At 48.2% G+C, this 13,999-nt stretch carries 11 protein-coding genes and 3 tRNA genes; 1 reads left to right on the top strand and 13 read right to left on the bottom strand.

The window, feature by feature from the left end:
- Position 1: 1 nt before the first annotated feature.
- The 6 genes from ACFQ45_RS15110 to ACFQ45_RS15085 form a co-directional block, all read right to left on the bottom strand.
- Positions 2-583, bottom strand: a complete 582-nt coding sequence (locus ACFQ45_RS15110) for a histidine phosphatase family protein (protein WP_377369167.1) — start codon at positions 581-583, stop codon at positions 2-4.
- Entirely contained in the window at positions 583-1,350 is a 768-nt protein-coding gene (locus tag ACFQ45_RS15105) for an adenosylcobinamide-GDP ribazoletransferase (RefSeq protein WP_377369165.1), read from the bottom strand. The genes ACFQ45_RS15110 and ACFQ45_RS15105 overlap by 1 nt, the downstream gene beginning before the upstream one ends.
- Complete coding sequence (cobT, locus tag ACFQ45_RS15100; RefSeq protein WP_377369163.1) at positions 1,340-2,485, bottom strand: nicotinate-nucleotide--dimethylbenzimidazole phosphoribosyltransferase; 1,146 nt, start codon at positions 2,483-2,485, stop codon at positions 1,340-1,342. The genes ACFQ45_RS15105 and cobT overlap by 11 nt, the downstream gene beginning before the upstream one ends.
- The gene (gene rlmB, locus ACFQ45_RS15095; protein ID WP_377369161.1) at positions 2,445-3,209 is read right to left on the bottom strand and encodes a 23S rRNA (guanosine(2251)-2'-O)-methyltransferase RlmB; all 765 of its coding nucleotides are present in this window, start codon (positions 3,207-3,209) and stop codon (positions 2,445-2,447) included. Before rlmB ends, cobT begins: the two co-directional genes overlap by 41 nt.
- A gap of 56 nt (positions 3,210-3,265) precedes the next feature.
- Positions 3,266-5,830 carry a ribonuclease R gene (rnr, locus tag ACFQ45_RS15090; RefSeq protein ID WP_377369159.1) on the bottom strand — a complete coding sequence of 855 codons (2,565 nt, stop codon included), beginning with the start codon at positions 5,828-5,830 and terminating at the stop codon, positions 3,266-3,268.
- 329 nt (positions 5,831-6,159) lie between these two features.
- Positions 6,160-6,963: a pyruvate, water dikinase regulatory protein gene (locus ACFQ45_RS15085; protein WP_377369157.1), complete on the bottom strand. Its 804-nt coding sequence runs from the start codon at positions 6,961-6,963 to the stop codon at positions 6,160-6,162.
- 183 nt (positions 6,964-7,146) lie between these two features.
- Between ACFQ45_RS15085 and ppsA the strand changes: the two genes are divergently transcribed.
- Complete coding sequence (ppsA, locus tag ACFQ45_RS15080; RefSeq protein WP_377369155.1) at positions 7,147-9,540, top strand: phosphoenolpyruvate synthase; 2,394 nt, start codon at positions 7,147-7,149, stop codon at positions 9,538-9,540.
- A 74-nt stretch (positions 9,541-9,614) separates the two neighbouring features.
- Here the strand turns inward: ppsA and ACFQ45_RS15075 are convergent, their stop codons facing one another.
- The 7 genes from ACFQ45_RS15075 to uvrC form a co-directional block, all read right to left on the bottom strand.
- Entirely contained in the window at positions 9,615-10,532 is a 918-nt protein-coding gene (locus ACFQ45_RS15075; protein WP_377369153.1) for an N-acetylmuramoyl-L-alanine amidase-like domain-containing protein, read from the bottom strand.
- Between the two features lie 98 nt (positions 10,533-10,630).
- Entirely contained in the window at positions 10,631-10,897 is a 267-nt protein-coding gene (locus ACFQ45_RS15070; RefSeq protein WP_377369986.1) for a DksA/TraR family C4-type zinc finger protein, read from the bottom strand.
- Between the two features lie 162 nt (positions 10,898-11,059).
- Positions 11,060-11,146 (bottom strand) — tRNA-Leu (locus ACFQ45_RS15065).
- 15 nt (positions 11,147-11,161) lie between these two features.
- A tRNA-Cys gene (locus ACFQ45_RS15060) sits at positions 11,162-11,235 on the bottom strand.
- 22 nt (positions 11,236-11,257) lie between these two features.
- Positions 11,258-11,332 (bottom strand) — tRNA-Gly (locus ACFQ45_RS15055).
- Between the two features lie 129 nt (positions 11,333-11,461).
- The gene (gene pgsA, locus ACFQ45_RS15050; protein ID WP_377369151.1) at positions 11,462-12,010 is read right to left on the bottom strand and encodes a CDP-diacylglycerol--glycerol-3-phosphate 3-phosphatidyltransferase; all 549 of its coding nucleotides are present in this window, start codon (positions 12,008-12,010) and stop codon (positions 11,462-11,464) included.
- Positions 12,011-12,051: 41 nt separating this feature from the next.
- Positions 12,052-13,869: an excinuclease ABC subunit UvrC gene (gene uvrC / locus ACFQ45_RS15045; protein ID WP_377369149.1), complete on the bottom strand. Its 1,818-nt coding sequence runs from the start codon at positions 13,867-13,869 to the stop codon at positions 12,052-12,054.
- Positions 13,870-13,999: the final 130 nt, after the last annotated feature.

Raw genomic sequence — 13,999 nt, 5'->3', positions numbered from 1 at the left:
GTTATTCTGTCCAATCACCTGCCCCTAATCGATGGAGCATAGCGTATCCTTCACCAACCTCAAGCTCTGTAATGCTCGAATAGGTAGGACTGGTACGATAGCACTGGGCCAAGGGCATCTGACAAAAATGGGCCACTAACACCTTAATCACCCCAGCATGAGTAAACAAAATGGTGTCTTGGTTAGCTTTAAGTGTAGGGGTAAGCCAGTCCAGTACCCGCTGGCTCAGCATGGCCAATGATTCACCACCATAAGGGGTCGCATTCTCCAGATCATTACTCCATTGCTCGATTTCTGCACGGGAAATGTCCGACCAACAGATGTTTTCCCAGGAACCAAAGTCTAGCTCCGCGAGCGCTGCTACCTCTTGTGAGTCCGACATCACCGCCTGTGCTAACAAAGCCGCCCGAGACAAAGGACTGTGGTAACTCTGCCAAGCCACATCGCCATGGTAATGATCAAGCCATGTTTTTATGGCTTGGACATCATTTTGCCAACCTGCCAGTAATGGCACATCCGACTGGCCATAACACAGACCTTTGGTCACATCGGGCTTTGGGTGTCGAATCAAAAGCAGTTTCATCAAGCACTCCAGCCAAGCAAGACAAACAGTATGAGAAGCTCAGCCAACTGTTCGGAAGCCCCAAGGGTGTCGCCATTGAATCCACCAATACGCGCTTTCAAATAGCGACGGATGGCAACACCTAACACACCCAAGGCGAACAAAACTTGCGTCAAATCCCAAAGCCCCACCAATGCCCAGGCCAGCACTAAGGAAACCAGTAACCAAACCCAGCCACGTCTGCCCAGCTCATCAATCATGGCTTGCGCTTTACTCTGACCGGCTGAAACATAGGTTAGGGATTGCATTAACACCAAAGGTAACCAACGGGCACCTAGATGTACCATGAGCCATCCCGCTAGCTGAGTAGTCGTTGAGCCCTGGGATAGCCATATGGAAACAAGCCACCACTTTAGGGCGAGACTAAAAAAGCCAGCCAATACACCGTATGAGCCCACTCGAGAATCTTTCATAATGGTCAGACGTTGCTCTGGCGTCCAACCACCTACGAGACCATCAGCGGCATCCATTAAACCGTCTTCATGGAACGCGCCGGTTAAGAGCACTGCAGAGAGCAGCATGAGGATTCCTTGAAACCCTGCTGACCAACCACTAAACAGCAAGGGCCAAGCACTGAGCAACGCCACCACAAGGCCGACCCATGGTAAAAAGCACACGCTCGGCGTGTGCTTTTCTGTGCGGTCCCAATCAACTTTAACGGGTAACCGAGTGTAAGTGGCAAGGCTTCTGGTAAAGCCCTGCCAATCCTCAACCCATTTAGGAGACATTAGTAACCCCTGCCGCCTCAAAGCTTGCCATATTATTAAAAAAGGTCACCGCGCTTTGAATAATCGGATAAGACAGAATGGCACCCGAGCCCTCACCTAAACGAAGGTCCAATTTTAGAATTGGTGTCGCATCAAAGGCTTCTAGCAACACCTGATGGGCTTGCTCATTAGACTGATGGGCAAAGATGGCGTACGCCACAACCTCTGCCTGAACTTGCTTTGCAAACAGCAGGGCCACCGTACAAATAAAACCATCTACTACATAAGGCTTTTTCAATTCTGCACTGCGTAACATAGCTCCCGCCATAGCCAGGATCTCTAAACCACCCACTTGGGTCGCCACTTCCCAAGGCGCCCATTCTCCTGCCGGCTTGTTCAGTTCACTGGCAGCACGCTGCAAGGCCTGATCAATGATCAGCGCTTTTTTAGACACGCCTTCTGAATCTAGCCCTGTGCCACGTCCAGTGGTTTGCTTCGCTTCTACACCACTGATGGCACTTAGCATGCAAGAGGAGACTCCTGTGTTACCAATGCCCATTTCACCAAACATGAGTAACTCAACGCCCTCATCCACAGCGTCTGTGACCTCTGCTGCGCCAGCTTCCAGGGCGCGGTTGACCTCGTCTAACGTCAATGCCGCGGTTTCTGAAAAGTCTTTACTGCCATAGGCGACCTTACGCTGAGACAATAATGGATGATCAGGCATGTCTACCTTCACCCCCACATCCACCACTTTTAATGGCACATTATGTTGCTGAGAAAACACACTCACCGCGGCACCACCGGCCAAGAAATTCCCAACCATCTGTGGTGTCACTTCTTGTGGAAAAGCGCTAATACCTTTAGCAACCGCCCCATGATCTGCCGCAAAAACAATCATTTTGGCTTTATTAACACTGGGCACCAGGGTGTTTTGGATTCGTGCGATCTGAAACGCAATAGACTCCAGACCACCAAGGGCACCCAACGGCTTGGTTTTCATATCAATTTTGTGTTGGATTTGGTCATCTAGCACACCGTCGATAGGCGCCACGTTAAATGTCTTTAACACTTGTTTCTCCAATTTCTCACAACGCTCGTAGGCAGATGATGCCTTAGCCGTTTGCTTTTGCCGCCCGTTGACGAACCACTTCATACAAGCAAACACCGGTTGCCACAGACACATTTAAGCTGCTCACGACTCCCGCCATCGGCAACTTAACCAAGTAATCGCATTGCTCACGGGTAAGACGGCGCATACCATCCCCTTCTGCTCCCATTACGATAGCAGTAGGAATCGTAAAGTCGTGCTCATAAACCGTCCCAGTGGCTTCTCCAGCAGTACCGAAAATCCAAACTCCAAGATCCTGGAGCTTTTTCATGGTGCGGGCAAGGTTGGTGACGGTAAACACTGGCATGCTTTCCGCTGCACCACAGGCCACCTTACTAACGGTTGCATTTAAAGGCGCTGATTTATCTTTTGGCATCACCAAAGCATGGGCTCCGGCAGCATCTGCACTACGCAGGCAGGCCCCTAGATTGTGAGGATCGGTTACCCCATCAAGGATGATGATCAGTGGCACTTCATCCAGGTTTTTAACCAAGTTTTCTAGGTCTTTTTCATCACCCGCTTTGGTGACTTCTGCCAAAGCTACGACCCCCTGATGGACAATACGCTCTTTGCTCTTGCTAAACAGCTGGTCCAAGTCTTTGCGGGGCACCACTTGGATGCGCAGACCTTGAGACTGACACAGCTTCACAATACGTTGTGTCTTCTTATCGTCACGCCCTTCTTGTAGGCGCACTTCTTTCACTTTACCTTTTTGACCTAACGCGTTTTCCACCGCATGTAGGCCGTATACCCAATCTAAATCTGCCATGTGGCTGTTGATCTCTTTATCTGTGTTCGCCGCTAACGGCCAAGGTGCCAGAGGATTTAATCTCTGGCCCGAGGCTTAGCGTTGGCTTTTTTCTTTGGTTTGGCTTTCGCTTTTTTCGCTTTGGTCCCAGTGGTCTTTTTTGCCCCACTGGCAGCCGCCTGCTTCTTCGACTTTTTCAAACGCACCTTTTTGCCTTTAGAAATTTCTTTCTTTTTCGGCTTACGTTTTGGTGCAGAATCAGACTCTTTGCTCTCTGACTTTTCGGCTGCTTTATTAGGGGCAGATTTTGGCTTAACACGCCCGCCAAGCTCCATTGGAGGCAACTGAGCCAACTGCATTTCAAGTTCAGACAGATCATCACGATTCATTCGTGACGCTGGCTTAGGACGCTCATCCAGTTTCTGCAGATCAATTTTGCGCTGCTCTAGGTTTACGCTTAGAACAGATACACGAATCTTGTCCCCAAGGCGGAACACCTTACCAGTACGCTCACCAATCATGGCTTGATGTTCTGGGTCATGGACAAAAAAGTCATTACCTAAACCGGATACATGGACCAGACCGTCCACATACAAACCACCTAACTCGACAAATAAGCCAAATGGGGTGACCGCAGTCACGATGCCATCAAAGGCCTCACCTAAATGCTGCTCCACGTATTGGCACTTCAACCATGACTCTACGTCGCGAGTGGCTTCATCGGCACGGCGCTCAGTGGTAGAACAAGTCTCCCCCAACAAATCCATATCGGCATCGTCGTAGCCGTAGATTTTATTCGCCTTCAACATTGGGGTACCTGGCACCTTGTAAACTTGACGCAGTTTGGGAGCCCCTTCACCACGAATCAGGTAACGGATCGCTCGGTGAACCAATAAATCAGGGTAACGACGAATTGGGGATGTGAAATGGGTGTAGGCTTCATAGTTCAAACCAAAGTGCCCAAGATTATCCGGCTGATAAACAGCCTGAGACATGGAGCGTAATAGCATGGTTTGAATACTGCGCACATCCGCTCGATCACGGACCTTTTCGGCTAGATCCGCGTAATCCGCTGGAGATGGCTTAGAACCACCGCCTAATTCCAGACCCAAGACAGATAAGTAAGTGCGCAAGGCAATTAGCTTCTCTTCTTTTGGACCTTCGTGAATACGGAATAACGCAGGCAAGTTCGCCTTGATCAATAACTCAGCGGTGGCCACGTTGGCACACAGCATACATTCTTCGATCAATTTATGGGCGTCGTTACGTTCTACCGGAACGATCTGGTCAATCTTGGCGTTCTCATCAAACACCATGCGCGTTTCGACCGTATCAAAGTCCATGGCTCCACGATCTTCACGGGCTTCACGAAGAACTTTGTACAAACCGTATAAGTCATCAATGTGTGAAACAATGCCTTGATAACGTTCACGGAGCTCTTCCCCTTGATCGTCTATCTCAGGTGCGATCATCTTAGCGACCTTGGTATAGGTCAGACGAGCATGGGAGTTGATCAGGCCTTCATAAAACTTAAAGCCACGCATCTTACCGCGACTGGTCAAAGAGATCTCTGCCACCATGGCAAGGCGGTCCACATCTGGGTTCAAAGAACACAAGCCGTTAGACAGTACTTCTGGCAACATAGGCACTACGCGCCCAGGGAAATAAACCGAGTTCCCCCGTAAGATGGCTTCTTCGTCTAATGCCGTGCCCTTTTTCACGTAATGGGATACGTCGGCTATGGCGACAAATAACTTCCAGCCACCGGGCGTCTTTTCACAATACACCGCATCGTCAAAGTCGCGGGCGTCTTCACCATCAATGGTGACAAAAGGCGTCTCACGCATGTCCACTCGGTGCAGTTTGTCTTCTTCTGCTACTTCAGTGGTTAGGTGGCGAGTCTGTTGCGCCACAGCTTTGGGAAATTCGTTAGGGATCTCGTAGTTATGAATGGCGACGTCAATCTCTAACCCTGGCGCCATAAAGTCCCCAAGGATCTTTTTAACAATGCCTTTGGCTGCTTCTCGGCGCTCGGCATAGCTCACGATCTCAACCAACACATATTGACCATGCTTTGGTGTTAAACCAGAACCTTGTTCGATCATAATGTCTTGGGAAATACGAGGGTTTTCTGGTGTGACAAAGGCCGAACCGCTTTCTTCATAGTAGCGGCCGACTAATTGGCTGTACTTACGCTCTTTGACTTCCACCACCACAGCGTCTTGACGGCCACGCATGGTTTTGCCGGATAAACGTACGACAACTAGGTCCCCGTCCATCACAGACTGCATCTGACGCTGGGACAAAAATAAATCATCATCATCCTTGCGTAGCAAGAAGCCATGACCCTCTTTGTTGCCTTGCACATAACCTTCTATAAGGTCGCTGCTTGCAATAGGTGAATAGGCGTCATCGGCGTTGCTGGTTAGCTGATGATCTCGGCACATGGCGATCAAACGACGACGCGCAGCTTCGATGGAATCCTCATCGGTTAGATTAAAGGCTTCACATAACTCTGGATGGGTAACAGGTCGCCCTACTGAGGCAATGTGTTCCAATATGAATTCGCGACTTGGTATAGGGTTGTCATATTTTGACGCTTCCCTATCTCGAAATGGGTCTTGAATATTTTTTTTACTCAAACGATACCGTCCTATTATTAAGAAGAGATCTATTCTTCCGCTCTTCTTTTGAATGTACTTACTATGCGGTAAGTATAAGTTATTCTTAAAAAATACTCTCTACAGGCCGCATCAATCTTCACTAAAGCTTCATCATCTCAGGAAATTTTAGGGCGCTTGTTTGTAATTACACAACAAAATGTCCCTAAATCCCGTTTTTTCGTAGCTTAGCTTCCAACTTGCCAAGCAACATAGTCACTGTTTTTGTGCTTTTAAAGTGCACTTTCCTGCCAGTTTGCGCCAAATATCCGTAAAACATCAAGTTATTCGATAGGTTTAGAGTGCTTCAGCTAGCTACGATTACGGCGCAAATGCATCTCAGCCATGACTTTGGTGGAAATTTCTTCCACAGACAGGTGCGTGGTATTCAAAAAGGGAATCCGTTCTTGGCGATAAATCGCCTCTACCTCGTCAATTTCGTATCGGCACTGGCGAGGGGATGCATATTTACTCGCCGCCATTCGCCCTGTTCGAATTTCGTGCAAGCGATTAGGATCGATCGTTAGACCATAGAGCTTCGCACGATGAGGGCGCAGAACCGCTGGCAGTCCCACACTGGCAAAGTCATCTTCGTTTAAGGGGTAGTTGGCCGTTTTGATGCCGTACTGCATGGCGAGATACAAACTGGTGGGAGTTTTGCCAGAACGAGATACTCCCAGCAGAATAATTTCTGCTTCATCGAAATGTTTGATAGAAACCCCGTCATCATTGGCAAGGGCATAGTTCACGGCATCAATTCGACTGTCGTACACACCTTGCTTCATGCCATGGGCTTTCTGTGCTTGGGGCTGAGCTGGCACACCCAGAGCCTTTTCAATCGGCGCTAATAAGTCGCCAAATAAGTTGTAACTGTGACTGTTTCCAGACTCGATAATGGCACGAATCTCAGGATCTGAAATGGTGAAAAATACCAGTGTGTTATCCCCTCGCTCATCTTCTTCTTGAAGCTGTTTACAGAAGCCTCGCGCCTGATCCACCGTCGTTAAAAACGGTACACTCTCCTTTTCTACGTTCACATCAAAGAAGGACAACATGGCCGAACCAAACACTTCTGCGGTAATAGCAGTACCATCCGAGACGAAATAGATTTTCACTTAATACACCTATTTTGTTGTTATACAACGACATTTAAAAAATCGATTGAAATAAAACAACATCGAATAATCGATTTTATTCATTCATCGAGCTCTTTTTACAATGAACTCCGTCATCAAGGTTTGGCAAGACACGATGACATCCATGATAAGAAAATTTACGTGACAACTTTGGAGTTCACAGTGAGCAAATTTATTAAGTGGTTTAGCGATTTACGCCTCGATGATGTAGGCGAAGTAGGCGGAAAGAACGCATCTCTTGGGGAGATGATTTCCAATCTTTCAGACCTGGGTATCCAAGTACCAAACGGTTTCGCTACGACTGCTTATGCTTATCAAGCCTTCTTGCAAGAAAGCGGCTTGAACCAACAAATCCACGATTTACTTGATTCCCTAGACGTGGACAACGTCCAAGCTCTGGCGGAAGCCGGTAAGAAAATTCGCCACTGGATCGAGACCGCTAGCTTCTCCGACGAGTTCAACCAAGAAATCGAAAAAGCTTACACCGAACTCTCCGAAGACAACACAGGTGCCTCTTTCGCTGTACGTTCTTCTGCTACTGCTGAAGATCTGCCGGATGCATCCTTTGCAGGTCAGCAAGAAACCTTCCTAAACGTGGTAGGTCTCGACAGCATTAAGGCCTCTATCAAGCAAGTTTTTGCTTCCCTATTTAACGACCGCGCCATCTCCTACCGCGTTCACCAAGGCTTTGAGCACAAAGGTGTAGCATTGTCCGCAGGCATCCAGAAAATGGTGCGCAGTGACATTGGCGCCTCCGGTGTACTCTTCACCCTTGATACGGAGTCAGGCTTTGACGAAGTAGTGTTCATTACAGCCGCTTACGGTCTGGGTGAAATGGTCGTACAGGGTACGGTTAACCCTGACGAGTACCATGTTCACAAGCCAACCTTGGCAGCGGGACGCCCAGCAGTCGTTCGTAAAACCTTGGGCGGCAAATCCCAAAAAATGGAATACGCGGATGCTGGAAGCGACGAGCTGGTAAAAATTGTTCCTGTCTCTCTGACGGATCAAAATCGCTTTGCCCTCAGCAATGAAGAAATCGAAGACCTAGCACGCCAAGCACAAATCATTGAGCAACATTACCAACGTCCAATGGACATCGAATGGGCGAAAGACGGTGAAGATGGCAAGCTATACATAGTTCAAGCGCGTCCTGAGACCGTTCGCTCCCAAGCTAACGCACAAAGCATGGAGCGTTACTCACTAAAACAAACTGGCCCTGTGCTCGTGACTGGCCGTGCGATTGGTCACAAGATCGGTTCTGGCAAGGTGAAAGTACTCAGCTCTATTAACGAGATGGACCGTATCGAAGTAGGGGACGTTTTAGTCACCGACATTACTGACCCAGATTGGGAGCCTATTATGAAAAAGGCTTCTGCTATCGTTACCAACCGTGGTGGCCGCACCTGCCATGCCGCCATCATCGCTCGCGAACTGGGTATTCCAGCGGTTGTTGGTACAGGGGACGCCACCACATCACTGAAAAATGATCAGTCAGTCACCGTATCCTGCGCACAAGGGGACATGGGATTTGTCTACCAAGGCAACCTAGAGTTCGACGTAATCACCTCGGAAGTGGGCAACATGCCAGATCTACCGGTCAAAGTCATGATGAACGTGGGCAACCCTAACCGTGCTTTTGATTTCGCCATGCTGCCTAACGCAGGGGTTGGCCTCGCGCGATTAGAGTTCATCATTAACCGTATGATCGGCATTCACCCGAAAGCCCTGTTGAACTTTGATGACATGGACGCAGGTCTTAAAGAAGAAATTAACCATCGTATTGCGGGTTACGCTGGCCCAGTGGAGTTCTACGTTGAAAAGTTGGTGGAAGGTGTTTCTACCCTCGCCTGCTCCTTCTCTAACAAGCCTGTGATCGTGCGTTTGTCTGACTTTAAGTCAAACGAATACCACAACCTGGTAGGCGGCCCTCGCTTTGAGCCCGATGAAGAGAACCCAATGCTTGGCTTCCGTGGGGCCGCACGCTACTTGGACGACTCTTTCCGAGACTGTTTCGCCCTTGAGTGTGAGGCCATCCGCCGTGTTCGTAACGACATGGGGTTCACTAACGTACAGATCATGATCCCCTTTGTTCGTACGTTAGAAGAAGCACAACAAGTGACCGAACTGCTGGCAGAACAAGGCTTAGCTCGTGGTCAAAATGGCCTTAAAGTCATCATGATGTGTGAGCTACCTTCTAATGCCCTCTTGGCGGATGAGTTCTTGGAATACTTCGATGGCTTCTCTATTGGCTCCAATGACCTGACTCAGCTAACTCTCGGCTTAGATCGTGACTCAGGCTTGATTGCAGACAAATTTGATGAGCGTAACCCTGCGGTTAAGAAGCTACTCAAGCTGGCGATTGAGGCCTGTAAAGCACAAGGCAAATACGTGGGCATTTGTGGTCAAGGCCCATCAGACCACGCAGATTTTGCGGATTGGTTGGCTGCCCAAGGCATCGAAAGTGTTTCTCTCAACCCAGACACTGTGGTTGAGACCTGGCTGCACCTTAACGAAGTGCTAGAAGGCTCTTCGCTAAGTCAGAACGCTGTATAGTCACAGCACTCTCTAGGTATATTAGCCCCGCCCTGTGCGGGGCTTTTTTTATCGAAATGCAAACGATTCAATACCTAAAATCTCGGCTGTTGGACATTGAAGCCCTTCACCGATGGACTTTCCAAATAATGGCTAAAGTATTCGACAAAGTCTTGATCAACGACTTCTCTCTGAGTCTGACTGGCATGACGCAAATATAAGGTGCCATGAATGCGAAAGGCTAAGGCTTGATGGGTAATATTAAGATGAGTCCCGATCAATTCTGTTACGTCATAATTTGGACGAACAACACTAATGACGGCGCCACTTGGGATGCGGTCGAGCAAGGCGTGGTTCACCTCCCCTTGTTCGTTAAATAAGGCTGTAAGAGGCACATAAGCCGTGCTCACCTGTTCTACCTTCAACTGAGAGCCCAACCTATGTAACTCACGGAGTCGCTCAGTTTTATCAACCTCTGGGGGCAACCCTTGTAAACGCTCAACCCCCATCGCTTTATACCATGCCGGCTTATTAATGGTGGTTACCGCCTGCTTGGTGGCCTCTCCTGCTACCTCAAAGGTGACATCTCGCAAGATATTTTGATTGTTAATCAACCAATCAGCGCTGGCAAAGTGGTTACGGGTGACAAAGGATACCTGACCGTCTTGATAACGTATGGCCCTCATCTGGGAATCAAAGGTTTCCTGAGAGGAAGATAAGGCGCCTGCCAACACGGTTTCCACGTAGGTGGTGCAATCAAACACATCAAAGCGGTAAAGAGGATCACGATCAAAGCGGCCGTCTTTGCCCTCCCCTAGGTTCCCATCAACATAAAGGGCGCCTAGAAACCCTTCACTGATACGCCCCATGCGTTGTTCACTGCTATAACTGCTATGGGGCAATTGCTCTAGTAACTGATAAAACTGATCGGGAGTTTGTGCTTGAGTGTGACTTACTGACAAACACATCAGCCAAACAGGCAAGATGTAGTTTTTGGTGGTAGCTAATTTCATAATCCCTCGATAAAACGCGTGATCTCCATAACCCCACATCAATGGCTGCTATCGCAACATTATGGGGAAAGGCATTATGAAACTAACTGAAAAGGTTCTCAACGTAATTGACTGTCTTTACTTCCACTGCGGTTGTATAAGCTCTTTACCTTATCGGAATCTTCTATCTCCGACTGGCACTGAATACACAAGCGCACCCCAGGGATGGCGACCCGACGACGTTCTGGGATCTCCGCCTCGCACTCTTCACAATGGGCCAAACTATCCCCCACTGACAAACGGCTGCGGGCTCGCTCAACGGCAGAATTCACCGTTGCATCGATTTGATCTTGTACCGCGCCATCATGCGCCCAACCACTGGCCATAACACCCCCGACAATAGACATATGAATGAAACATAGCCTTGAGTATAAAAACCACGAAGGTAATCGACAACAAAGAAAAAGTACTTAGGAAATGATTAAAAGTTGGGGAGGTTTTAAAACTAGGATATTGCCGTGAATTACAGGCATAAAAAAATCACCAAATGGTGCCCGGGACCGGAATCGAACCGGTACGATATTTCTATCGCAAGATTTTAAGTCTTGTGCGTCTACCAATTTCGCCACCCGGGCATAACTAAACTGAAATGGAGGCCGGAGTCGGAATCGAACCGGCGTACACGGAGTTGCAGTCCGCTGCATGACCACTCTGCCATCCGGCCTCAATCAGTTTACCTTAAGAGATGGAGCGGGAAACGAGGCTCGAACTCGCGACCCCAACCTTGGCAAGGTTGTGCTCTACCACTGAGCTATTCCCGCGTCTCAAAAGATGGTGCGTATTTTATAGAACCTGGTTCACACGTCAAGAAAAAAAACCAAATAAATAACTAACTTAGCCACTTTTTATAAAATTGATTAAGCTTCGATCAATGGTGGTTACAGATCGTCCTATTTTTCCGATTTCAGCTCTGGCCAAGCTGCTTTTAGGTAGACATACATGGACCATAGGGTAAGAAGAGCCGCCACAACAAGCACCCCTTCTCCAACATGAGCCCATAAGGTGCCAGGAGCATTCCCTAATAAAATGAAGATGGCAATCATCTGCATGGTGGTTTTGAATTTACCAACAAAGGACACGGCCACACTAGCACGCTTACCTATTTCTGCCATCCACTCCCGTAGTGCCGAAATAACAATTTCACGACCAACAATCACGGCGCTGGCTAAGGTCATTAAAGGGTTATCATAGGCTGCCACCAAAAGAACTAAAGCTACAGACACCATGACTTTGTCCGCTACTGGGTCAAAGAAAGCGCCAAACGGAGTGGCCTGATCCAACTTACGTGCTAAAAAGCCATCTAACCAATCTGTAATAGCCGCCACCGCAAAAATTCCTGCACTTAAATGAAAGCGCCCTTCCCAGGGTAAGTAATAGATCACAACCAAAACTGGGATTAAAAAGATCCGAAGTGACGTCAAAAGATTTGGAATGTTCATAACTGCCTTGAAAATAAAAGTAATGTTGTGGTGGCGTAAGCTTAACTTTTATGGAGGTACAGGTATATCTCTTGCGCTTTATTTCCACCGATACCTTTGACTTTTGCTATGTCGTCTTGACTGGCAGCCAATAATTCTTGGTAACCGCCAAACGCTGTCAGCAATTCTTTGCGTCGTTTGGGACCAATACCTGGGATGTTTTCCAAGGCAGAATGACGACGCTTTTTGTCTCGTCGACGTCTGTGGGTCGTAATAGCAAACCGGTGAGCTTCATCACGAATATGTTGAATCAAATGCAATGCTGAAGAATCAGGAGGCAAGACCACTTCATCTTCTTTAGAACCAATATAGAGGGTTTCTAAACCGGGCTTGCGGGTATCACCTTTAGCCACGCCTAATAAGAAGATATCCACGAGCCCAAGCTCTTTCAACACATCTTGTGCTTGCTTTAATTGCCCTTTACCACCGTCTATTAGCAAAACGTCTGGGGGTGGTAGTTCACCCTCTTTCACTCGCTTATAACGGCGGGTAAGTGCTTGATGCATGGCGGCATAATCGTCCCCAGCTGCCACCCCCTCAATATTAAAAGAGCGGTAACGTTTTTTGTCCGGACCTTCAGGGCCAAACACGACACAGGAGGCGACTGTCGCTTCGCCACTGGAATGGGAAATATCAAAACACTCCATATGCGTAGGTGGCTCTTTAAAGCCCAGCACCTTTTGCAAAGCGGTAATACGGCTAAAGTGATTGCGTTTATCTGATAATCGGGCCTGTAGTCCCTGCTCCGCGTTAAGCTTGGCAAGGTCCAACCAACGGGCCCGTTGGCCTCGTACATTATGGGTAATTTCGATTTTCTTGCCAGTGGTCTGCAATAGAGCATCAGCAATGGCCTCTTCATCATCTAGGGCATGGCTCAAGATGATCGACTTGGGCAGCTCGTTAATACCACCAATGTAGAGTTGCGCTAAAAAGGACGAAAGAAGCTCGGACTCGATGATTTCAATAGGCATCTTAGGATAATGGCTTTTACTGCCTATGACTTTACCTTGGCGCACCATCATTACATGAACACACAAACCACCCGGCTGGATGATAGCTGCGATCACATCCGCATCACCGGTCTGGCCATAGACATTCTGCTCTTCTTGAACATGCTTCAGCTGGATGATTTGATCCCGCAAAGCCGCCGCCCGCTCAAACTCCATATCTGTGGCCGCTGCCGTCATTTGCTGTGTAATTTCAGCGGTTAGCTCTTGGTTTTTGCCTTCTAAAAACATGCGCGCATGGCGCACATCTTCTTGGTATTCCGAATCAGTAATCAGATTGACACAGGGAGCAGAACAACGTTTGATTTGGTACTGCAAACAGGGACGCGTGCGGTTGGAATAAACAGAGTCTTCACATTGACGTACTTTGAAGACCTTTTGCATGGTAATCATGCTTTCTTTTACCGCTGTACCGCTCGGATAAGGCCCATACAATTTCCCTTCTTTGCTTTTGGTGCCACGGCGAAACAATATGGCCGGATGCTCATGATTTGAGATCAAGATATAAGGATAGGACTTATCATCTCGCAGGAGAATGTTGTATGGGGGACGGTGCTGTTTAATGAGCGTTTGCTCGAGCAGCAGAGCCTCCGTTTCACTTTTGGTGACTGTGATTTCGATGGCATCAATACGACTGACCAGCGCCATGGTTTTAGTCGTAAGCCCTGTGGCTCGAAAATAACTTGAAACGCGATTTTTAAGGTTCTTCGCTTTGCCCACGTACAGTAATTCATCTTTGCCATACATGCGGTAAACACCAGGGCGCGACGTAAGGTTCTGTACAAAATGCTTTGGATCGAAGTCTTGCGACACTAACAACTACCTTTTACTTAGACTAAGCCAAGTACATTATACCTCATAGCAAGACGGGCAAGTGAATCGCCACTAGTTCAGTAGACACTTCTCAGTCATCTTTTCGAACAGTTTCTCATACTCAACAGGT

Origin of the sequence: Rhodanobacter aciditrophus (assembly GCF_042679525.1) — a bacterium.
Classification (GTDB): Bacteria; Pseudomonadota; Gammaproteobacteria; order Pseudomonadales; family Marinomonadaceae; genus Marinomonas; species Marinomonas aciditrophus.
The sequence above is the reverse complement of the archived record's forward strand: the minus strand, read 5'-3'. Positions and strand labels throughout refer to the sequence as shown.